Annotated in this window: 19 protein-coding genes and 2 pseudogenes; 13 read left to right on the top strand and 8 right to left on the bottom strand. The window is 64.6% G+C overall.

Going from position 1 to position 20,411, the window contains the following annotated elements; genetic code table 11:
* The first annotated feature begins 17 nt into the window (after nt 1–17).
* Nucleotides 18–728, top strand: coding sequence for a RibD family protein (locus AB3L03_RS20600; RefSeq protein WP_368506965.1), 711 nt, complete (start codon nt 18–20; stop codon nt 726–728).
* Nucleotides 729–738: 10 nt separating this feature from the next.
* A pseudogene (locus AB3L03_RS20605) lies at nt 739–2,009 on the top strand (flavin monoamine oxidase family protein).
* 58 nt (nt 2,010–2,067) lie between these two features.
* Here AB3L03_RS20605 and AB3L03_RS20610 read toward each other — a convergent pair.
* The gene (locus AB3L03_RS20610) at nt 2,068–2,388 is read right to left on the bottom strand and encodes a hypothetical protein (RefSeq protein ID WP_018453118.1); all 321 of its coding nucleotides are present in this window, start codon (nt 2,386–2,388) and stop codon (nt 2,068–2,070) included.
* 270 nt (nt 2,389–2,658) lie between these two features.
* Between AB3L03_RS20610 and AB3L03_RS20615 the strand changes: the two are divergent.
* Nucleotides 2,659–2,792, top strand: a pseudogene (locus tag AB3L03_RS20615) (oleate hydratase); the annotation flags it as partial.
* A 32-nt stretch (nt 2,793–2,824) separates the two neighbouring features.
* On the opposite strand, the gene AB3L03_RS20620 reads toward AB3L03_RS20615, so the two are convergent.
* The 4 genes from AB3L03_RS20620 to AB3L03_RS20635 all read right to left on the bottom strand — a co-directional run bounded on the left by AB3L03_RS20620 (nt 2,825) and on the right by AB3L03_RS20635 (nt 6,687).
* Nucleotides 2,825–3,415, bottom strand: coding sequence for a hypothetical protein (locus AB3L03_RS20620; protein WP_204512526.1), 591 nt, complete (start codon nt 3,413–3,415; stop codon nt 2,825–2,827).
* A 197-nt stretch (nt 3,416–3,612) separates the two neighbouring features.
* On the bottom strand, nt 3,613–4,926 hold the full coding sequence (locus AB3L03_RS20625) for a tetratricopeptide repeat protein (RefSeq protein WP_368506966.1): 1,314 nt from the start codon (nt 4,924–4,926) through the stop codon (nt 3,613–3,615).
* 13 nt (nt 4,927–4,939) lie between these two features.
* Complete coding sequence (locus AB3L03_RS20630; protein ID WP_085350814.1) at nt 4,940–5,950, bottom strand: aldo/keto reductase; 1,011 nt, start codon at nt 5,948–5,950, stop codon at nt 4,940–4,942.
* Between the two features lie 272 nt (nt 5,951–6,222).
* Complete coding sequence (locus tag AB3L03_RS20635) at nt 6,223–6,687, bottom strand: PaaI family thioesterase (protein WP_368506967.1); 465 nt, start codon at nt 6,685–6,687, stop codon at nt 6,223–6,225.
* 26 nt (nt 6,688–6,713) lie between these two features.
* On the opposite strand from AB3L03_RS20635, the gene AB3L03_RS20640 reads away from it, so the two are divergent.
* Nucleotides 6,714–7,343, top strand: a complete 630-nt coding sequence (locus AB3L03_RS20640; RefSeq protein ID WP_018453122.1) for a CoA pyrophosphatase — start codon at nt 6,714–6,716, stop codon at nt 7,341–7,343.
* 70 nt (nt 7,344–7,413) lie between these two features.
* Nucleotides 7,414–8,628 carry a hypothetical protein gene (locus AB3L03_RS20645; protein WP_368506968.1) on the top strand — a complete coding sequence of 405 codons (1,215 nt, stop codon included), beginning with the start codon at nt 7,414–7,416 and terminating at the stop codon, nt 8,626–8,628.
* Nucleotides 8,629–8,791: 163 nt separating this feature from the next.
* Here the strand turns inward: AB3L03_RS20645 and AB3L03_RS20650 are convergent, their stop codons facing one another.
* Nucleotides 8,792–9,094, bottom strand: a complete 303-nt coding sequence (locus tag AB3L03_RS20650) for a hypothetical protein (protein ID WP_026232467.1) — start codon at nt 9,092–9,094, stop codon at nt 8,792–8,794.
* A gap of 194 nt (nt 9,095–9,288) precedes the next feature.
* On the opposite strand from AB3L03_RS20650, the gene AB3L03_RS20655 reads away from it, so the two are divergent.
* From AB3L03_RS20655 to AB3L03_RS20680, 6 genes are all read left to right on the top strand, one after another.
* Complete coding sequence (locus AB3L03_RS20655; RefSeq protein ID WP_018453125.1) at nt 9,289–9,768, top strand: hypothetical protein; 480 nt, start codon at nt 9,289–9,291, stop codon at nt 9,766–9,768.
* A gap of 161 nt (nt 9,769–9,929) precedes the next feature.
* Complete coding sequence (locus tag AB3L03_RS20660) at nt 9,930–10,877, top strand: TAXI family TRAP transporter solute-binding subunit (RefSeq protein ID WP_018453126.1); 948 nt, start codon at nt 9,930–9,932, stop codon at nt 10,875–10,877.
* A gap of 161 nt (nt 10,878–11,038) precedes the next feature.
* Nucleotides 11,039–13,150 (top strand): TRAP transporter permease, encoded by a 2,112-nt coding sequence (locus tag AB3L03_RS20665; RefSeq protein ID WP_018453127.1) that lies wholly within the window; start codon nt 11,039–11,041, stop codon nt 13,148–13,150.
* Nucleotides 13,111–13,524 (top strand): DUF1850 domain-containing protein, encoded by a 414-nt coding sequence (locus AB3L03_RS20670; RefSeq protein WP_085350811.1) that lies wholly within the window; start codon nt 13,111–13,113, stop codon nt 13,522–13,524. The genes AB3L03_RS20665 and AB3L03_RS20670 overlap by 40 nt, the downstream gene beginning before the upstream one ends.
* 15 nt (nt 13,525–13,539) lie before the next feature.
* Nucleotides 13,540–14,346: an SDR family NAD(P)-dependent oxidoreductase gene (locus AB3L03_RS20675; protein ID WP_204512522.1), complete on the top strand. Its 807-nt coding sequence runs from the start codon at nt 13,540–13,542 to the stop codon at nt 14,344–14,346.
* A gap of 186 nt (nt 14,347–14,532) precedes the next feature.
* Nucleotides 14,533–15,288 carry an IS30 family transposase gene (locus tag AB3L03_RS20680; RefSeq protein ID WP_368506969.1) on the top strand — a complete coding sequence of 252 codons (756 nt, stop codon included), beginning with the start codon at nt 14,533–14,535 and terminating at the stop codon, nt 15,286–15,288.
* A gap of 256 nt (nt 15,289–15,544) precedes the next feature.
* On the opposite strand, the gene AB3L03_RS20685 is transcribed toward AB3L03_RS20680, so the two are convergent.
* Together AB3L03_RS20685 and AB3L03_RS20690 are read right to left on the bottom strand one after the other, a co-directional pair.
* Nucleotides 15,545–16,315: a hypothetical protein gene (locus AB3L03_RS20685; RefSeq protein ID WP_204512521.1), complete on the bottom strand. Its 771-nt coding sequence runs from the start codon at nt 16,313–16,315 to the stop codon at nt 15,545–15,547.
* A 78-nt stretch (nt 16,316–16,393) separates the two neighbouring features.
* Nucleotides 16,394–17,971 carry a cation:proton antiporter gene (locus AB3L03_RS20690; protein ID WP_368506970.1) on the bottom strand — a complete coding sequence of 526 codons (1,578 nt, stop codon included), beginning with the start codon at nt 17,969–17,971 and terminating at the stop codon, nt 16,394–16,396.
* A gap of 94 nt (nt 17,972–18,065) precedes the next feature.
* Here AB3L03_RS20690 and AB3L03_RS20695 point away from each other — a divergent pair, with 94 nt between their 5' ends.
* Nucleotides 18,066–18,824, top strand: coding sequence for a tetratricopeptide repeat protein (locus AB3L03_RS20695; RefSeq protein ID WP_204512519.1), 759 nt, complete (start codon nt 18,066–18,068; stop codon nt 18,822–18,824).
* 133 nt (nt 18,825–18,957) lie between these two features.
* Nucleotides 18,958–20,343 (top strand): tetratricopeptide repeat protein, encoded by a 1,386-nt coding sequence (locus tag AB3L03_RS20700; protein ID WP_368506971.1) that lies wholly within the window; start codon nt 18,958–18,960, stop codon nt 20,341–20,343.
* Nucleotides 20,344–20,411: the final 68 nt, after the last annotated feature.

Below are 20,411 nucleotides of genomic sequence, written 5' to 3' on the forward strand. Positions count from 1 at the left end.
GCGGCCCGGAGATACGCATGAAGCCTTACGTCATCTGCCTGATGCATTCGAGTCTGGACGGCCGCACCCATCCGAGCCGCTGGCGCCCGAAGGGGGCAAGAACGGACTGGTTCGAGAAGATCCACGACGAGCTCGGCGGCGACGCCTGGGTGATCGGCCGCATCACCGGCTCGGAGTTCGCCAAGGGCGAGCCCTATCCCACGACGGCGGACGCGAAATTTCCGCGCGAAAACTGGTTCGCGCGACGCGACGCGAAAACCTATGGCGTCGTGCTCGATGCGCAGGGCAAGATCGGCTGGGGCCGCTCCGATATCGGCGGCGATCCGATCGTCGTCGTGTTGACCGAGAGCGTCGCAGATTCGCATCTCGCGGGGCTCCGCGGCGAGGGCGTGTCCTATATCTTTGCCGGCAAGTCCGAGATCGACCTCGCGCTGACGCTGGACATCCTCAACCGCGAGCTCGGCGTGAAGCGCCTGCTGGTGGAGGGCGGCGGCGTCGCCAACGGCGCGTTCCTGCGTGCCGGCCTGATCGACGAGTTCAACCTGATCCTCAGTCCCGCGATCGACGGCGCCAAGGGCGCGCCATTCGTGTTCGATTCCACGGACTCCGACGGCGACCGGCGCGCACCACTGAGCGCGATGACGCTGGAGAGCACGCGGGATGTCGGTGGCGGCGTCCTGCTGCTGCGCTATCTGATCCAGAACGATCCGCAGGCCGTGGGCAAGTAACAGCACCGAGATGTCGGCAACATCCGAGCATATCGTCATTGTCGGTGCCGGCGCGGCCGGTCTGATGGCGGCGCGCGAGCTGGCGCGCGCGGGCAGGACCGTGACAATCCTGGAGGCGCGCGAGCGCTGCGGCGGCCGCATCCATCCGCTGCCTGCTTCGAGTTCGGCTACCCCGCCGACGGCGGCGCCGAATTCGTCCACGGCGAGGCGCCGGTCACGCGCGCGTTGCTGCGTGAAGCCGGGCTGTCCCTTCAGGAGATCGAGGGCGAGCGATGGGGCTTTGACGGCGCTGACATCGTGCGCGAGGATCGCCACGATCCGCATCAGGCTGAGCTGCACGCCGTGGTTCGGGAATTGAACGACGACCTCACCGTCGCCGATTTCCTGCGCCGGCATTTTGCCGGGGATGAGCATGCGCGGCTGCGCCATTCGATCGAGCGAATGGTTGAGGGCTATGATGCGGCCGATCCCGAGTCCGCCTCCACGCTGGCGCTGCGCGAGGAATGGATGGCTGGCGGGCACTCTCCGCAGGCGCGCATCAAGGGCGGCTATGGTGGGATGATCGACTTCCTGGCAGCCGAGTGCCGCAAGCTTGGCGTGACGTTTCGCTTCGGCTGCGTGGTGTCGGCGATCGAGGAGGAGGGCGGCGCGATCGCCGTTCGCTGTGTCGGCGGCGACGTGCAGGGCTGCGATCGCGTGATCATCACCGTTCCGTTGCCGTTGTTGCGCGAGATCGGGCTGCCGAGCCGCGCGCGCGCGAAGGCGGCGGCGGCCGACGATATCGGCTTCGGTAACGTGATAAAAATCCTGCTGCGCTTCAGGCGGCCATGGTGGCGTGAGCGCAAGGAAGAGCTCGCGGACATGGCCTTCCTTTTGTCCGACCAGGCCATCCCGGTGTGGTGGACGCAATATCCGAACCGGCATCCCGTGCTGACCGGATGGTTCGGCGGCCCGCGCACGGCAGCGCTGTCGCGTCTCGACCCGCAAGCGCTGATCGATACCGGGCTCGATTCGCTTGCGATCGTCTTTGGCCTGTCGCGCGAGGACCTCGCACGCGAACTCGTCATCGCGGTCGCGACAAACTGGGCGCACGATCCCTACGCCCGCGGCGCTTATTCCTGGGCGACGCCGCGAACGCGCGAGGCGCAAACGATCCTTGCGCGCGCCGACGGTCCGGTGCTGTTCTCCGGCGAGGCGCTCTATCGCGGAGCCGACATGGGTACAGTCGAAGCGGCGCTGGCGAGCGGTCAACAGACGGCGGGCATAATCTTGCGGGAATAGGCTGACGAGCAAAGAAAGGCCCGCGTTTCGCGAGCCTTTCGTCTTGCTGCCTTTCGTCTTACCAGCGGCTACCGCCGAAGCCGAACGTCACGCTGGGACCGCCGCCGCCGTAATACCCGTACGGCCCACCGCCGTAATAGCCGTGGTGCCGCGGATAATAGCCGTAGCTCCGGTAGTGCGGACGATGAAATCCATGATGGTGGTGAGGACGCCAGTGATGGCGATAGCCGTGATGGTGGTGCCTGTGCTGCGCGCTGATATCGGTTGACTGGGCGGCTGGCGCGTTCTGTTTCGCACTTGAATGATTGGCCGCGTTCGCCGCGGATCCGCCGACAAGCGCCGCAGCACCGACGGCCATCGCGACAAAGAGATACTTCATGTCATCACTCCGGTTGAATGTCGTGTGACAACACATGGTCATCCGGCACGTTCCGGCCAGTGCGGGCGTCGAAACGACGCAGTTACATTGGTCCGGTTCGCGCGGCTGCGTGCGTCTCGTGAGATCTATTGTCGCATCACCGGCGTGATCGCAACTCTGCCATCACTCTGCCGCGAATGACGCAATCACGTCATCGGTGGTGACGATGCGCGCGAATTCGTCGGTGAGCAATCTCGGCTTCGACACACAGCTGGTGCGCGGCCATCTGAATTCGACCCTGGCGTCTTCGAGGATGCGATCTGCATTCCCTGCCGCATGCCCTACATCACCAGCATGTTCATGCCGCGCAGCGCGGCCGACCGCTGCCGGTGCCCAGGAATTCCGTCAATCTCGCCTTCTTCGCGACGCTGGAAAGGCGTTCACGTAACGGATGGAGCTATTTGAACGGATCCTGGATCGACGGCGCCGACTGCCTGATGCGGCGCACGCTCACCGGCGTGCCGTCGGAGACGAACAGGAGTTCGTACTTCCGGCCCTCGCTGTCGGTCGCGGAGCAGGTGACGTCGTTCACCTTCTTGGCGGCGAAATTGCCGGTCTGGCGGCAGAGGCCGGTGGAGGTCTGCTCGGCCGGCACCGGCAGCCCGTCGACCTTGGGGCGGTCCTTGGAGTTGAGCAGCATGCGGTCGATCGGCAGCTCGTAGGAATTGTCGTCGGCGCGCTTGCCGTTCTCGCCGGAGAACGACACGACGTGATTGTCATCAGCGGGATCGTCGACCGCGACCGTGAAATTGACCCGGCCCTTGTCACCATGAGCGTAGGCGACCGTCTTGCAGGGGAAGGTGCGGCCGGCAACCTTCAACGTCTTGCAGTGGCCGGACATCAGCGCCAGCAAGTCGATAAAGGCGGTCTGTTGCCCGGGCGGATTGTTGACGGGAATCGGCGCGGAAGACTCGGCAAAACAAGGGCTTGCCAAGAGGACCAAGGTGGGGACGAGGGCAGCAGCGAGGATGGGGCGGCAGAGGCGCATCGGAAGGCTCACATGCCAGGGAACGACCGAAAAGTCCCGTCGGATAACCAGCGAACCGTAAATTGGTTGCGATCCCGTTTGTTCTGCCGGACTCGTCTGAAATACCACCGCGCCACCCCAACGGCAATTCGCCCATATCGCCCAACCCATTCCCGGCCAGCACTTGCCGTCAGGCCAGTGTTTTTTTCGTGGCGGGGCTATCCCATAGCCGCCCGCCAGCGCGTATCGCGCAAGGATGGGCGGCGGTGCAGGCGGGCGTCGAGCAGGGCGCGGGCGCGCGGCAGGTCGCCGCTGCGCATGAGGGCAACGACAAAAGTGTCCTCGATCAACTCGCGCTGGGCGTGGCTGCCGCCGAGACGCACGACCTCGTCGAGGACCGGCGCGAGCATTTGCACGCATGCCGCGTAATCCTCGTCCGCAAAGGCTGCCAGCGCGCGGCAGACCGCCGGCACGACGGGGCCGGCCGGCAGCTTGCCATCGGCGAGCCGCTGCTCGATCGCGGTCAACCGCGCGACAAGCGCCTCGCGATTTTGCGTTGCGGCTGCGAACAGTGCCATGTGGATATCGGCGAAGGGCAGGCTCGATTTCGGAAACAGTCTTTGCGCGGTGGCATCGGCTTCGACCCAGAGCGCTCTCGGCACGGCGTGGCCGTAAGCCGACAGGCGCCAGAGCAGTGACGCACCGTCGGTGACGAGATTGAGCGGCGGCGCCTGTGTGGCCTCTGGCTGCAGCACATCGGCATAGATCGCGAGCGCCCGCGTGGCATCGCCATGCTCCAGCGCGCCGAGCGCCTGATGCCAGCGGATGTGGCCGTGCAAGATCCCGGCGCGGTCGTAACAGGGGATCCAGTCGTCGACGAGCCGGTCGGCCGCTTCGATCGAACCGTCCTCGAACATCGCATGCAGCACGGCGTGCACAGCATGGGCATTCTGCCGGCGCAGCTCGAAGCCGCGCTCGGTGACACCGCGGCCGCGACCGACATTGCCGTTCTCGGTCATCGCCCAGCCGTACATGGTGAGGAACCACCAATCCTCGCCATAGTCATGCGCGACGCGCTCGCACAGCTCCTGCCGCGCGCGGTCGTGATCGGCCATGCCGGAGAACGCGAACAGGCCGAAGGCGCCGAGCGGCAGCGACAGCACCAATGCATCGCGCGGCCACGCCTCGACGTGCTTCATCGTTGCCGCGATCGCCTCCGGCAGCCGGCCCTCGATTGCGAGCGCCAGCGTCTCGACATGCGAATGCTCGCGTTCCGTGCCGCGTGTCGCCACGAGCTCACGCGCGAGGGCCGCCTTCTGACGTGCCAGGTCGCCTTGCTGATAGAAGCCATGCAGGCGGGCGCGGGCGATATGGGCCAGCGCAAAATCCGGATCGGCCGCAGTCGCGCGCTCCAGCGTTTCCGCCGTGCCGGTCCAGCCCGCGAGCATGAGGTCGACGCCCTCACGATAAGCGGATGCCGCCTCGGGCGAAGAGGTGGAGATCGGCAGGCCATAGCGATCTTCGAGGGCCATCCTTGTCTCCGGCTCAGGCCGTCCGCGCGCGACGTCCTTCGATCGGATAGGCCGGGTCGTTGTAGCCTGGCGTCGAAGGATGACCCGGCACGACCAGTCTGTCGATCAGCGCCTCGTCCTCGGCGGTGAACCGATAGTCGAGCGCGCCGATGTAGCCGTCCCATTGCTCCTCGGTGCGCGGGCCGGCAACGGTCGAGGAGACAAAGGCGGAGTTCAGCACCCAGGCGACCGCGAACTGGCCGCCGGTGATGCCCTTCTTTTCGGCGTGAACCTTGATCTCTTGCGCCAGCTGGAGCGATTCCGGCCGCCATTCGGTCTGCATCATGCGGGTGTCATTGCGGCCCGCGCGCGTCTCCTTGTCGGGAGCCGCGTCGGGCGTGTATTTGCCGGTCAGCACGCCGCGCGCCAGGGGGCTATAGGGCACGATGCCGAGGCCGTAATAGGAGCAGGCCGGGAAGTGCTCGACTTCGGGCATGCGATTCATGGCGTTGTAATAGGGTTGGCTCACCGCGGGCCGGTCGATGCCGAGCCGGTCGCAGATGTTGCAGATTTCGGCGACGCGCCAGGCGCGGTAGTTCGAGACGCCGAAATAGCGCACCTTGCCGGCGCGGATCAAATCGCCCATCGCGCGCACCGTCTCCTCCAGCGGCGTCGAATGGTCTTCCTTGTGCAGATAATAGATGTCGATGTGGTCGGTGCCGAGCCGCTTCAGGCTCTCATCCGCCGCTTGCAATACCCAGCGTCGCGACAGGCCGACACGGTTAGGGTCGCCCCCCATGGGGTTTGCAAGTTTCGTCGCGAGCACCCAGGCGTGACGGTTGTTGCCGATGGCGCGTCCCACGACCTCTTCGGATGCGCCCTTCGAATAGGCGTCGGCGGTGTCGATGAAATTGATCCCGGCCTCGTGCGCCTTCGCGATGATCCGCTTTGAGGTGGCTTCATCGGTCGGCCCGCCGAACATCATGGTGCCCAAGCAGATCGGCGACACTTTCAGGCCGCTGCGGCCGAGTTGGCGGTATTGCATGGGCGCGTCCTTGCTGCTTCTTCGGGCGACAGCATATCCGTCTCACTCCGTCATTGCGAGCGCAGCGAAGCAATCCAGAGATGCGTCTGCGGCGGCAGTCTGGATTGCTTCGCTGCGCTCGCAATGACGCGGTTGGCGGAGATGCTTGCTACGCTCCCATCGCCCGGCTTGACCGGGCGATCCAGTATTCCGAGAGGGCTGTAGTTCAATCGAGAAGCCGCGGCGTACTGGATTCCCCGCCTTCGCGGGAAATGACAGCGTTGGGTGTGGAGTTACCCCGGCCCCTTCAAGATCTTGAACACGCCATTGGCCATCACCACGCAGCGGCCGTCCACGCTGACCTCCGTGCTCATGAAGATCAGGCTGCGCGTCGAGCGCACCACGCGCGGGCGGGAGATCAGGATGTCGCCGATCTGGCCGGCGTCGACGAAATGGGTGTCGAGCTGCACCGTCGCCATGAACTCCTTGCCCGAGACATAGCGGGCAGTCATGCCGCAGGTACGGTCCGCGAACGTCATCATCACGCCGCCCTGGACCATGCCGCGGCGATTGTGGTGCTTGTCCTCGGTCGCAAGTGCGAATTCGTACTGGCCGTCGACCTTGCGCTCCCACAATGGGCCGATCAGGTGCATGAAGCCCGTGGTCTCCAGGATGGTCCAGCCGTCTGCTTTCAGCCTCGCGGCGGTTTGTTGGTCATGTCGTCCATTTCCTGAGCGGGTCGTGCGATCTCGTTTCATCGGGGCCGGACGTGGTGTAGTCAAGCATGATGAGACCGTTCGACGATGCCACACGGCGGAATATCGCGGCTGCCTGTGCGGCCTTCACGCGGCTGCCGGAGGATGAGGCGCCGGCGGCGTTGAAGCGTGCCGCTGTGGTGATTGCGCTGACCGCAGCCAGCGAGCGCGATGACACGGCGTTCCTGCTCACGCTGCGCGCATCGCATCTGCGCGCCCATCGCGGCCAATGGGCTCTTCCCGGCGGACGCTGCGATGCCGGCGAGACGCCGGTCCAGGCGGCACTGCGCGAGCTCGACGAGGAGCTTGGCCTGCGCCTCACCGGCGCGGAGGTGCTCGGCACGCTCGATGACTATCCGACCCGCTCCGGTTATCTGATCACGCCGGTCGTGGTCTGGGCCGCCGATAGTGCCGCGATCAAACCAAACCCGGACGAGGTCGCCTCCGTCCATCGCATCGCGCTTGCGACGGTCGAGCGCGCCGACGCCTTCGATTTCGTCGCGATCCCCGAGAGCACGCGCCGTGTGATCCGTTTCCATCATCAGTCGAGCTTGATTCACGCACCGACGGCGGCCCTGATCTACCAGTTCCGCGAAGTGCTGGCAGGACGGCACACCCGCGTCACCGAGCTGGAACAGCCGGTATTCGCCTGGAAATGATGCGAGGGGCGAAAACGAGGTAAACGGCGCGTTAACGTGACAGTTACCGGATGCCTGCTAAGAGGGCAGCATGCATCAATCGATTCGAAATGCCGTGGGACTGGTTCCACTCGCGCTCGTCCTGCTCGCGCCTGCCGTGCGCGGCGGCGAATCCGACGCGCTGCCGCCGGCCGTCCGCAATGCCAATGCCCAGCTGTTGTCGCAGTTCTTTGCGCAAGGCGGCGTGTCGCCCGCCGTGCTGGAATATCGCCGCAAGCTGCAGGAGTATCAGGCGGCGCGCGCGGCCTTTGACGAGGAAGCCGGCGCCTATTGGAGTCAGATCTCCGAGAAGCGGAAAGGCCGTAATGCCAAGCGGCGCAGCGGGCAGCAGGTCACGCTCGACGATTACGTGCTGGAGCATCCGCCGCTCTATAACGGGCCGAAACGGCCGGTGAATCCGGAGCCGGAGGAAACCCCGGACCGCCCGACGAAAAAGCCGATCCCGGTGGTCGCCGATCTGCTGCGCGCGGCGCAGGAGCTTTATCAGTTCACGCCACAGCGGCCGGCCAACGAAGTCGAATTCAAGCGCGTCTATGCACGCTACGCGCTGGCCTCGGGGCTGACGCGCGAGCAGGCGGTGCGGGTCTACGCGTTCGAGACCGGCGGCACCGGCAGTTACGACGTGCAGGCGGGAATCGAACATGGCGGCAAGCGCGCCATTTCGACCGCGATGGGCTACAACCAGCTGCTGACGACCAACAGCGTCGAGCTGCTGGCCGAGCAAGGCCATGAATTCATCCGCGCTCTCTCTGACAAGGTGGCGCGGACCTCAGGCCCGGCGCGTCAGTCGCTCGAGCACAAGCTCACTGTGCTCAAGAAAATGGTGGCGCACGCCAAGTCGGTGCCCGACACCTGGTCGGAGCACGAGAAGATCGGCAACACCGCGCAGGGCTGGGCCATGCATGCCATGGTGCTCGACATCGATATCGGGCCGATGCTGCAGACTCACAAGCTGCTCACCTCGGTGCTGTTCGCGCGTGCCAAGGGCTACAACCGCCCGCTCAGCGCGGCCGAGCTCGAGATGATGAACCTCACCGGCGACGGCACCGGCCTCGACATGGTGACAATGCCGCAGGTAATGCGCGAGCAGGTGCCGACTTCGAACTTCTTCCAGCGCGGCGGCTACGAGCGTAACCCGGTCGCGATCCGCCACAACACGGTGGCGAAGCTGCTGGCGGTGACGGATACGAGGATGGACAGCAACAGCAACAACGCCGGCGCGCGCGAGCTGGCGGGGGCGTTTTAGTCCTCGGTAGCTGTCATGCCACGCGCATGCGGGGCATCCAGTACGCCGCGGCGGCACGGTTCAAGCACAACCGGCTCTGGAATACTGGATCGTCCGCCCCAGTGCGCAATTGCGCACAAGGCGGACGATGACACCCAGTGTGTGGCGTCGCCGCGACCTCGCCCTACTGATCCGACCCGAACTTGAACTTGCCGTCGCCTTCCAGATACGGGCCGCTGCGCATGTAGAGCTGGCCGTTGTGGCCGAGGAAGAACAGCGTGCCCTTCGGCACCTTCTTGGCGCCCTTCAGAAGTTCGCCGGCATTGCTGGTGCCCATCTTGTAGGAGAAGGTCTTGCCGTCCTTGTCATAGGCGTAGCCGGTGTCGGGCTTGAGCTCCCAAGGTGTTGCAGCGGTCTGCGCCAATGCAGGTGCAGCGAACGCGCCGAGCACGGCCGTCACCAAAAATATCCTTGTCGAAAATGCCATCACCCTATCCTCCCCATCGAGGCTCCCGGCTTGAACAAATCACGAACGGCGCTTTCAGGTCAATTTGCGAAAGCGCCGCAGCGCATCACGTCTTGCCGAGCAGTTTGTGATTTTCCCTTCGTCCCCGCGCGACTATGTTCCGCTTTCCGTCTAGAACGCAATTCGACAAAAACATTGGGTAGGGGATGATTCGAATGAACCTCGTCATTAAAGCTTGCTGGGCCGCCGGCCTGTTGCTGACGGTGCTCGCGCCGGCCGCCCGTGCCGATGATTACCAGCTCAGCCACAACCAGAGGATCTCGTGCAGCCGCGGCCTGGCCCCTGGCAAGCTGAACACCGCGACCTGCAAGTCATACACCTACCTCTTCAACACCAAGACCTCGGAATATTTCCGTTGTCAGGTCTCGCTGGCGCTGACCCGGGACAACAAGGAAGTCATCAACGTCCAGACCGACGGCGGCTGCACCAAGAAGCCGCGCATCTTCGACACCGACGGCCATTACGATTTCGACGCGACCGAGACCGAGCCGCCGAACACCAATTCGTTCTTCGGCCCCGGCGGCTACTCGGTGTGGGCCGCCGACGTCGGCGCGCAGAAGGTGCGCGGCTGCATCATCATCTCCTCCGGCCTCGGCTCCGACATCTCCAAGTGCCTGGACATGACCTTCCAGTGAGGGGCTGACCAGACCTGGCTGCGCCACCTCGCCGCACCCGGCGAGTTCCCCAAAATCGAACCAGCACAGCCATTTACTGCAGTCCTGTTTTGACTTTTGGATGGGTTGACCCGCCCCCCTCATCCGGCCAACTTCCGGCCGGTTTGGGGAGTAGAAAGATCATGAAACGAACGATTTTCGGCGTGGCCGCGGCTCTTGCTCTGGCGGCCTCGGCACCTTGCGCGCAGGCGCAATCCTTTATCAATGTGCTGACCGGTGGCACCTCCGGCGTCTACTATCCGCTCGGGGTCGCGATCGGGAAGATCTACGGCGACAAGATTCCTAACGTGAAGACGCAGGTGCAGGCCACAAAGGCGTCGGTCGAGAATCTGATCCTGCTCCAGCAGGGTCGCGGCGAGATCGCGTTCACGCTGGGTGACTCGCTGAAAGCGGCCTGGGATGGCGACGAGGAAGCAGGCTTCAAGTCCAAGCTCGACAAGCTGCGCACGATCGGCGCGATCTATCCGAACTACATCCAGATCGTCGCGACTGCCGAGAGCGGCATCAAGACGCTTGCGGATCTCAAGGGCAAGAGCCTGTCGGTCGGCGCGCCGAAATCGGGCACGGAGCTGAATTCGCGCGCCATCCTGGCGGCGGCCGGCATGAGCTACAAGGATCTTGGCAAGGTCGAGTATCTGCCGTTTGCCGAATCCGTCGACCTCATGAAGAACCGCCAGCTCGGCGCGACGCTGCAATCGGCCGGGCTCGGAGTGGCCTCGCTGAAGGATCTGTCGACCTCGAGCCCGATTGTGGTGGTGTCGGTGCCGAAGGAGACCGTCGACAAGATCGGCCTGCCCTTCATCGCGGCGACCATTCCCGCCAACACCTACACCGGGCAGGACAAGGACGTGCCGACTGCGGCGGTGGTCAACTACCTCGTCACCAGCTCGGCGGTGTCGGACGATCTCGCCTACCAGATGACAAAACTGGTCTACGAGTCGCTGCCCGAACTCGCCAACGCGCATGCGGCCGGCAAGGAGATCAAGCTCGAGACGGCCGCCAGCGGCAGCCCGGTTCCGCTGCACCCCGGCGCGATCCGCTATTACAAGGAAAAGGGGCTGATCAAGTAACGTCGGCCTCGTTATCGGACGTCATGGCCGGGCTTGTCCCGGCCATCCACGTTCTAAGGCCAGGCGAGAAAGATCGTGGATGCCCGGGACAAGCCCGGGCATGACGGCGCGGATGGACCGTGCCAATGCTATAAGCGCTCGACGATTGGGGATGGGTTGAAATGCTGGAGAAGGCAGAGGGCGCTCAAGAGCCCATCAAGGTCGAGTTCGACAATTTCGAGCACGGTTTTCCGGAAGGCTTTGGCCCGGGCTGGTGGGGCACGCTCGCCTACTGGATCGGCATCGCCTTCGCGATCTTCCAGCTTTATGTCGCGGCCTTCAATTATCTGCCGAGCCAGGTGGTGCGCGGCGTCCATGTCGGCTTCCTCATTCTCCTCACCTTCGGCCTGATCGGCAACTTCACCGCCAAAAGCGATTTCGGCCGCGCGATCGGCTGGCTGATCGGCGGCATGGGCTTTCTGTGCGGGCTCTATCAATGGATCTTCTATGCGGATCTGATCGCACGTGACGGCGATCCGACGCGCCTCGATCTGGTGGTCGGCACGCTGCTCGCCGTCCTGATCTTCGAGGGCACGCGGCGGCTGATGGGCGCAGCGCTCCCGCTGATGTGCGGCGCCTGTCTCGTCTACTGGTTCTTCGGCCAGTATCTGCCGTCACCGCTCAACCATCGTGGCTATGATTTCGACCAGATCGTCACGCATCTGTCGTTCGGCACCGAAGGTTTTTACGGCGTGCCAATCTACGTCTCGGCGACCTACATCTTCCTGTTCATCCTGTTCGGCTCGTTCCTGGAGCGCGCCGGCATGATCCAGCTCTTCACCGACGTTTCTCTTGGGTTATTCGGCAGGACCCGCGGCGGCCCGGCCAAGGTCGCGGTGTTCGCCTCGGGCATGATGGGCACGATCTCCGGCTCCGGCGTCGCCAACGTCGTCACCGTCGGCCAGTTCACGATTCCGCTGATGATCAGGTTCGGCTATCGCCGCGCGTTCGCGGCCGGCGTCGAAGCGACAGCGTCGATGGGTGGGCAGATCATGCCGCCGGTGATGGGCGCGGTCGCCTTCATCATGGCAGAGACGCTCGGCGTCCAATATTCTGAGATCGTGAAGGCGGCCGCGATTCCCGCGATGCTCTATTTCGCCTCCGCCTTCTGGATGGTGCATCTGGAGGCCGGCAAGCACGGGCTCACCGGCATGAAGCGCTCGGAGATTCCGAGCGCCTGGAAGGCCCTGGTGACGCGCTGGTATCTCGTGCTGCCGCTCGCGGCGCTGGTCTACATGCTGTTCGAAGGTTTTACGCCGCTCTATGCCGGCAGCATGGGCCTCGCGCTCACAGTGGCGCTGATCCTTGGCACCGCCATCACGACAGGCGCGTCTTCGATGGCGATCCGCTATGTCTTCTGGATCGGGCTCGCGCTCGTCGTCGCGGCGCTCTCGCGCGACGGCCTTCAGATCGTGCCGGTCGCAGGCGTCGTCGTCGCGCTGATCGTGATCACTGCGTTCGTGCGTGGCGGATTTTCCGCCCTGCGCGCCTGCCGCGATGCCTTGGCTGAAAGCGCCAAATCCGCGATCACCGTCGGCATGGCCTGCGCCATCGTCGGGGTCATCATCGGCATGATGTCGCAGACCGGCGTCGGCACCATCTTCGGCGGCTGGGTGATCGGTCTCGGCGAGAAGAGCCTGTTCCTGGCGCTGATCATGACCATGCTGCTGTCGATCCTGCTCGGCACCGGCATCCCGACCATCCCGACCTACATCATCACGGCAGCGCTCGCGGCGCCCGCGTTGGCCAAACTGGGTGTGCCCCTGATCGCAAGCCACATGTTCGCGTTCTATTACGGCATCATGGCGGACCTCTCGCCGCCGGTGGCGCTGGCCGCGCTTGCCGCAGCACCGATCGCGAAGGAGAATCCGGACAAGATCGGCTGGGAGGCGATGCGCATCGCGCTCGCCGGCTACGTCATCCCCTTCATCTTCGTCTATTCGCCGGCGCTGATGCTGCAGGGCGGCGATCCCATGGCGGCCAAGCTCGGCTTCTACGGCGCGGTGGCATTGGCGACTGTCAAGGCGCTGGTGGCGATCGCGCTGTTCGGCATGGTCGCGATCGGATTCCTGTTCACGCGCCTGACGTTCCTCGAACGTTTGGTCGCGCTCGGTGCCGCGCTGTGCCTGCTCGGCGACTTCCCGTTCAGCGACACCGCGGGCTTCCTGCTCGCCGCTGCGATCGTGCTGTGGCAGTGGCGGCGGCGTCCGCCGGCGCCGGTCGAGGCAGTGTGAGCCTCTGCTTCGTCACAGCCTCAGGCGTGAAGGCGCTGGCGCTGTCCGCGTTCACGCTGGTGTGGACGCATTCGATCGCGAAGGTCGACTGGCAGGAAGACTGGCGCGTCACCCCCGCCGGGCTCGAACTGGTGCAGGCACGCGTGAAGGGCACCGGCCCCGGCATGGAGCCGCCGCCCGAGGCGCGCCTCGTTGACGGCTGGTTTCAATGGAGGCCCGCGCGCGCGCCGATGCCGGAGGTCGTGCTGGGCAATTCGGACGCAGCTGGCGAATGGCGGCTATGCCATGACGGCAAGTGCCGGACGTTGTCCGAGATTGTCGGTCATCCCATTGGTGCTAACGTCACAAAGATGATCGTCTGCAAAGAACAATAATAAGGGAGACACGCGATGGGTCGGCTCAAGGGCAAGGTTGCGATGGTGGTGGGTGCCGGCTCGATCGGGCCTGGTTGGGGCAACGGCAAGGCCACCGCGGTCACCTTTGCCCGCCAGGGTGCGCAGGTGTTTTGCGTCGATCGCAACGGCGCGGCCGCCGAGGAGACCGCGAAGATCATCGCGGACGAAGGCGGCCAGGCGAGCGCGTTCACGGCCGACGTCTCGCATGCGCGCGAGGTCGAGGCGATGGTCGCGGCATGCCTCAAGGCCTACGGCCGCATCGACGTGCTCGACAACAATGTCGGCATCGCCGAGATGGGCAGCGTGGTCGAAGTGACCGAGGAAAGCTGGGACCGGGTCTTCAGCGTCAACCTCAAGAGCGCCTATTTCGCCATGAAGCACGTCATCCCCGTGATGGTGAAACAGGGCGGTGGCTCGATCATCAACATCTCCTCGATCGCTTCGATCCGCCACATGGGCATCTCCTACGTCACGTACGGCACCTCGAAGGCGGCGATGAACCAGATGACCCGCACCACCGCGATCGAGTTCGCGCGCCACCATGTCCGCGTCAACGCGATCCTGCCCGGCCTGATGAAGACGCCGATGGTGGAACATTCCGCAGGTCTTGCGAACAGCTATGCCAAGGGCGATGTTGAAGCGATGTGGCGGGCGCGCGATGCGCAAGTGCCGATGGGCCACATGGGCGACGCTTTCGACGTCGCCAACGCCGCGCTGTTCCTGGCCTCGGACGAAGCGAAATATGTGACGGGCATCGAGCTCGTGGTGGACGGCGGGATCACGTGCAAGGCGGGGGCCTAGGCGTCGTTCCGTGTTCGCCGTCGTCCTGGACAAGCGAGCGTAACGAGCGCTGATCTAGGACCCATAACCCCAGGGAGAAGTTTGACAAAGGTTGGCGGCTCCGGCTTCTTCAACATTCGGCATTCGGGGTAATGGGTCCCCTGAGTTCACAAACGAAGTGCAACACTTCCATCTGGAGGTGTTGCCATGGGGCGGACTTACAAACAGCTCTCCCTTGACGATCGATGCGAGATTGCCCGCCTTTCGGCCAATGGCGGCTCGGTCGGGCAAATCGCGGCAGCTTTGGATCGGCCGCCATCAACGATCTCTCGGGAGCTGAGGCGGAACCGTGGCAGGCAAGTCGGCTACAAGCCAAGCTATGCTCAGCAGCAGACCCGGGCGCGGCGCTGGAAGGGCTCTCGCCTCGAGCGGGACGCCAGCTTGCGCCGCGAGGTCTTGGCAGGCTTGAGCCGCGGTTGGTCACCCGAACAGGTCGCAGGCAGGCTGGCCCGGGAACGTGGCCGTAGGGTGATCTCCTGCGAGAGCATCTACCGCTTCATCTACGCCCAGATCACACGCACGACGGACTTCACCTGGCGGCGCTATCTGCCTCGAGGCAAGAGCAAGCGAGGCCACCGCGGCAAACGAGGCGGGAGCCCCGCAAGCTTCATCGAAGGCCGTGTTTCGCTGGCAGAACGGCCTGCCGAGGTCGCCGATCGCAAAGTCCCGGGCCACTGGGAAGCCGATCTGATGATGTTCTCCAAATACCGGCAGGCCATCCTGGCCGTCCACGAGCGAACCTCGCGCCTGCTGCTCGCCGTTCCCATCGAACGCAAGTTCGCCGCCGGTATCGCTAGCCATCTCGTACGCCTGTTCAAAGCCGTACCGGAGGCACTGCGCCGTACCGTCACCTTCGACAACGGCACCGAGTTCGCCGCCCACCTTTCCTGCAGAGCCTCTTGATGAAGACCTTCTTCTGCGACCCGCACGCGCCGTGGCAAAAGGGCGGCATCGAGAACGCCATCGGCCGCTTGCGCCGCTTCATCCCCCGAAAGACCGACCTCGAAAAGCTCCCAACCAGGCGCTTCCGTCAGTCCATTGCCGCCTACAACAACACCCCGCGCAAATGCCTTGACTTCAGAACCCCGGCAGAGGCCTTCTCCTCTCAACTGTTGCACTTCGAGTGTGAATCCACCTCCTGGCTTTCGCCAGGACGACATCATTGCGCCAGCGCCAGAATCCCGCCGGCGAATGAATGCCATGCCGCCGTTTCGCTGATCGGCCAGTTCAGCACCTTCACCGCCAGCAGCGCGAGCGTGCCGGTGATGTAGACTGGATGCACTCGGCCCGCGGTGCGCCAGTCGCGTACCATGGCGACAACGAGCAGCAGCGAAGCGACCATCGCGGGCGCGATGGTGACGGGCACCGGCGGCGGCCCTGGCGGTCCCGAAGGCGCGAGGAAAGTGAGAAACCAGCGCGCGATCGCGGCATCGAGGATGGAGACCGCCGCGAGCAGCATCAGGCGTCTGTGAATCTCCGGCTTTCGCGTGTTCATGATCGCGAGCACGAATACACCAGCGAAGAACGCGATCCCGCTCATCGGCACGATCGAGAAGGCGATGCCGGCCTCTTTCTGGCCGAGCGCCGCGGAATGCTGCATCACATGGACGGAGGCGAGGAAGCCGAAGATCGTCATCGCGGTCGCGAGCGAAACGCCGGCGATGCCGAGCGCACGGTGATTGACCATGCGGCCTGAGGCGGCGAGCCACGTCTGGATCACGAAATAGAGAGACCAGGTGAAGAACAACAGGCCGTGGAAATGAATGACGGGGCTTGCGGACAATGTCCGGTTGGCGAGCGGCACAAAATAGGTCGGTGCGAAGCCGAGAAAGGCGGTGGCCGCGCAGGCCAGTGCCATGTGGAGATAGAAATATCGTGCGGGCGACGCATCTCGCGCGCGCACACGACGGTCGTCGATCAGGGTCGTCATGAGGGATGAGTCTGGAGAGGCGGCGTTTGGTTCAAACCCCTAGCCACCTGTGCAGGGTGCTTGTCGGGATGACGAAATCTAACCCCCCGCGCTCAGTTCCGCGCGATCGAGCTCCTCCTCGACCCTGTGAAACGCGTCGTCACCGATCACCTCGGTGGCCCGGAGGTCGAAGATCGATTTTCGCGCGGCTTCGATGGCGCGGCGGCGCAGCGGATCGGCGGGCAATTCGCCGTTGGTGATGCCACCATGGGGATCGTCGTCGGCCTGCATCAGGATGGCACGATATTCGAGCCGCAGGATTTCGGCTTCCTCCGACGGATCGTCCTCGATCGCGTCGAGCGCCGCGCGATAGGCGACGGCGCGGGCGCGCGCGACCTCGATGCCGACGGGATCGTCGTCCTTGAGGCCGAACGCCAGGATCAGCGGCCGCAAGGTCAGGCCCTGCACGACCAGCGTGCCGAGCACGACCGCAAACGCCGAGAAGACGATGAAGTCACGATGCGGAAAGTTTTCCGGCAAGGCAAAGGCGGTGGCGAGCGTGACGAGGCCGCGCATGCCGCACCAGGAGATGATGAGGCCGCCCTTGGCGGAGGCGACCTGCTTCGGATCCTTGGGGTGATAGATCCCGTGCGCCACCAGCGTGCGTAGCGTCGTGCGGTAGAACGTGACCCAGGCCAGCCGGACCAGGACTACAGTGAGAAGGATCCAGGCGGCGGCCAGGCAATAGTCCCAGCGCACGTCCGCGTCCAGCCGCGTCCAGATCGGCCGCATCTGCATGCCGATCAGCATGAACGCGAGCACGTTGAGCACGAACACCATCGTATCCCACACCGCGTAGGACGGTACCCGCAACCGCGCCGGCATACGGGCGGGTGCAGCGCGTGCCATCGTGATGGCGTACACGACGATGGTGAGGATGCCGGAGAGGCCGAGATGTTCAGCGCCGATCCAGACCATGAAGGTGGTGGCGAATTGCATGATGATCGAACTGGGAGCCTCCGTGATCCGCACGATCACCAGTGGCATGACTCGCGCGGCGAGATAGCCGGCAACGACGCTGCCGACCAGCGCCAGAGCCATGGTTGGCGCGACCTGGCTCCATGCCAGATGCTCGGTGGCGATCGCTCCGACGGCGATGCGATAGATCAGGAGCGCGGTCGCGTCGTTGAGCAGGCTCTCGCCTTCCAGGACCTTCACCATCCGGTGAGGCAGCTTCACCTGGCTCAGGATCGCGACCGCGGCGGCCGCGTCCGGCGGGGCCACGATGGCGCCGAGCGCAACCGCGGCGGCCCAGGGCATATCAGGCATCAGCCGGTGCGCGACGTAGGCCACAGCGGCCGTTGTCAGGCCGACCGCGGCGACGACGAGGGTGGAGACCGGAACCCAATTGTTGCGGAGATCGCGCAGCGAGGTGTCGAAGGCGGCATCGAGCAGGACCGGTGCGACAAAAAGAGCCAACGCCAGGTCGGGCTCCAGCGCCCAGGACGGGCTGGACGGCACAAAGGCGATCAGCGCGCCCCCGATTGCGAGAAAGGTTGGATAGGGGACCTTGATCCGTCGCGCCAGCGCCGATAATGCAACGGCGCCGAGCAGAAGCACGATGATCCATTCGAATGTCGACACGTTGATCCCCGAAGCCGATTTGAGCGGCGCCACAAGCTAGCACCAATCCGGCCGTTTGATGGATAGTGCGGCCCCAAGGCAAGACCTCAAGGGGACCTTAACTCAAGACTTTCCAACTGTGGCGAGCATGCGTTTTCTCATTCAATGGTCCGGCGTCGGGTTGCTCTTTGCGCTCTCGTTCGTTGCGGCTCATGCTGCGACCGGCGGCGAGCCGGCCGCGGTGCCGCAGGTCGACATCGCGCCGTGCCTCGCGGCTGCCGCAGCCGACGACATCGACAAGGCCGCCACGGCCTGCGCCGCCGTGATCGACAACGAGAAGACGGCGAAAGGGGACCTGATCAAGGCGCTGATCGCGCGCGGCGGGCTTTATGCGCGGCACGACCAAGTCGACCGCGCGATCGCCGACGACAGCCGCGCGCTGGAGCTCGATTCCGGTCTCGCCGATATCTTCAACGCGCGGGGCGAACTCTGGCTAAGGAAGGGCGACAAGCCCAAGGCGGTGCAGGATTTCGGCGCGGCGTTGAAAATCGATCCGAACCACGAGAAGGCCAAGCCCAATCACAAGGCGATGGCGCGCGAGATCGAGCGGATCGGCGCGCAGATGGCAGTCGCGGGCAAGCCCAGTTTCATTTGCAAGGGTGTGCGCCGTCCCGTCGAGAAGGCGATCTGCGCCAACCGCGAGCTCGCAGATCTCGACCGCGAGATCTTTGCCGCCAACGCGCGCGTGTTGCGCGAAGCCCGCAATGCAGGCGAAGCGAAGGCGCTTCAACGCGAGCAGGACGATTTCATCGCCCGCCGCAACGCCGGGTTCGGCCGGCCGGGGTACGATTTGAAGAAGGCGATGCAGGAGCGGCTGCAGCGGCTCAACGGGGTGGACGGGTATTGAGGCTCCTCGTCTCGCTCGTAAGAGCGGGACGAAGGAGGGAAGGGATCGGTGCGCCGCTGGCACGCCTCGATTTGAACCGATTCTTTGGCTGCCGCGACAATGGTGAAAGCCTGATGTCCCGGAGCCCTATGCCATGTGCGGCACGCATCCTTCCGCGCAAATGCTCTCGTTTGCAAAAATCTCGTTTCGCTCGCTCCTGCTCAGCGCGGCAATGAGCGTCGTTCTCGTCGCCCCTGCTTCGGCCGGCGTCGATTGCGTAATCGGGAGCAAGGCCGCTCCGGCTGAGCTGATCCCGGCCTGCAGCGCCATCATCGACCAGGCCTCGAATCCATCCCTCGATCGCGCCGCGGCATTGCTGGTGCGCGCCGACGCCAATGCGCGAACCTCGGGCGGCCTCACGCAGGCGCTGCGAGATATCGATCGCGCCATCGCACTCGATGGCAAGAACGCAAAAGCCTGGCGCCTGCGCGGCGATCTCCTGCGCGAGGCCGGCGGCGATCTCAACCGCGCCGCGGCGGACCTCAGCAAGGCCATCGAGCTCGATCCGCAGGATTCGGAATCTTACGAGCTGCGCGGCGTCGTCTACACCAACCAGCACCGGCTCGACCGCGCGCTTGCCGATTACGACCAGGCGATCAGGCTGAAGCCTGACAATGCACAGGCCTGGTCCGACCGCGGCGTGACCTATTATCTCGGCGGCGACAACGAGAAGGCGATCCGCGATCTCAGCGAGGCGTTGCGCCTCGATCCGAACCGGCCGCGCAGCTACACCAATCGTGGCGCCGCCTACAAGAAGCTCGGCCAGCTCGACAAGTCGGTTGCCGACGACGGCGAGGCGATCCGGCTCGATCCGAAAGTGCCCGAATATTACGACAATCGCGGGCTGGCGCTGGCCGCGATGGGGGAGTACGACAAGGCGATTGCCGATTACGATCAGGCGCTCCGGCTGGCACCGCGGCCGAATTTCTTCACAAACCGCGGCGATTCCTACCACCTGAAGGGCGAGCTTGGCGCGGCGCTGAGCGATTACGAGGCCGCGCTGAAACTGGATCCGAATTTCGCGCAGACCTACAATAACCGCGCCGTGCTCTACAAGAAGATGGGCGAACGCAGGAAGGCGCTGGCCGACTATGAGACCGCGCTGCGGCTCGATCCCGGCAACGACAACGCCGCCGCCGGCCGCCGTGCCATGATCGCGGAGATTGCGAAATTCGGCGGCGAGCCGCTGCGGCCACTCGCGGCGAATTCCGACAATGGCCCGTCGTTCGATTGTGCCACTGCGAAGCGCGAGGTTGAGAAGGTGATTTGTGCCGATCCGCAGCTGGGGGTGCTCGATCGCCATATCGCCGAGACCTACGAGCGCGTGCTGAAATCGGCCGGGTCCCGCTTCGCCGGCGGCCTCCGTCGCACCCAGCGCGATTTCCTCACCACCCGCAATACGAGCTTCGGCCGCCCCGGCTATGATCTCAGGAAGGTCATGCAGGAGCGGCTGCAGCGGCTGAATGCGATGGATAGCTGAGCATTGTTCTTTTCAGCTTGAACCGCGGCCCGTTCCCGGGAAAATACCCCTCAAACAAGGCCGGTACT

The sequence above is a fragment of the Bradyrhizobium lupini genome (assembly GCF_040939785.1).
In the GTDB taxonomy this organism is placed as follows: domain Bacteria; phylum Pseudomonadota; class Alphaproteobacteria; order Rhizobiales; family Xanthobacteraceae; genus Bradyrhizobium; species Bradyrhizobium canariense_D.

Bases quoted from the DNA above. Each gene is read 5' to 3' on its own strand.
- AB3L03_RS20695 (WP_204512519.1), top strand. From the start codon at position 18,066: ATGCGTTTTCTCATTCAATGGTCCGGCGTCGGGTTGCTCTTTGCGCTC.
- AB3L03_RS20675 (WP_204512522.1), top strand. From the start codon at position 13,540: ATGGGTCGGCTCAAGGGCAAGGTTGCGATGGTGGTGGGTGCCGGCTCG.
- AB3L03_RS20610 (WP_018453118.1), bottom strand. From the start codon at position 2,388: ATGAAGTATCTCTTTGTCGCGATGGCCGTCGGTGCTGCGGCGCTTGTC.
- AB3L03_RS20655 (WP_018453125.1), top strand. From the start codon at position 9,289: ATGAACCTCGTCATTAAAGCTTGCTGGGCCGCCGGCCTGTTGCTGACG.
- AB3L03_RS20625 (WP_368506966.1), bottom strand. From the start codon at position 4,926: ATGGCCCTCGAAGATCGCTATGGCCTGCCGATCTCCACCTCTTCGCCC.
- AB3L03_RS20650 (WP_026232467.1), bottom strand. From the start codon at position 9,094: ATGGCATTTTCGACAAGGATATTTTTGGTGACGGCCGTGCTCGGCGCG.
- AB3L03_RS20665 (WP_018453127.1), top strand. From the start codon at position 11,039: ATGCTGGAGAAGGCAGAGGGCGCTCAAGAGCCCATCAAGGTCGAGTTC.
- AB3L03_RS20600 (WP_368506965.1), top strand. From the start codon at position 18: ATGAAGCCTTACGTCATCTGCCTGATGCATTCGAGTCTGGACGGCCGC.
- AB3L03_RS20630 (WP_085350814.1), bottom strand. From the start codon at position 5,950: ATGCAATACCGCCAACTCGGCCGCAGCGGCCTGAAAGTGTCGCCGATC.
- AB3L03_RS20660 (WP_018453126.1), top strand. From the start codon at position 9,930: ATGAAACGAACGATTTTCGGCGTGGCCGCGGCTCTTGCTCTGGCGGCC.
- AB3L03_RS20680 (WP_368506969.1), top strand. From the start codon at position 14,533: ATGGGGCGGACTTACAAACAGCTCTCCCTTGACGATCGATGCGAGATT.
- AB3L03_RS20700 (WP_368506971.1), top strand. From the start codon at position 18,958: ATGTGCGGCACGCATCCTTCCGCGCAAATGCTCTCGTTTGCAAAAATC.
- AB3L03_RS20645 (WP_368506968.1), top strand. From the start codon at position 7,414: ATGCATCAATCGATTCGAAATGCCGTGGGACTGGTTCCACTCGCGCTC.
- AB3L03_RS20620 (WP_204512526.1), bottom strand. From the start codon at position 3,415: ATGCGCCTCTGCCGCCCCATCCTCGCTGCTGCCCTCGTCCCCACCTTG.
- AB3L03_RS20635 (WP_368506967.1), bottom strand. From the start codon at position 6,687: ATGAAACGAGATCGCACGACCCGCTCAGGAAATGGACGACATGACCAA.
- AB3L03_RS20685 (WP_204512521.1), bottom strand. From the start codon at position 16,315: ATGACGACCCTGATCGACGACCGTCGTGTGCGCGCGCGAGATGCGTCG.
- AB3L03_RS20640 (WP_018453122.1), top strand. From the start codon at position 6,714: ATGATGAGACCGTTCGACGATGCCACACGGCGGAATATCGCGGCTGCC.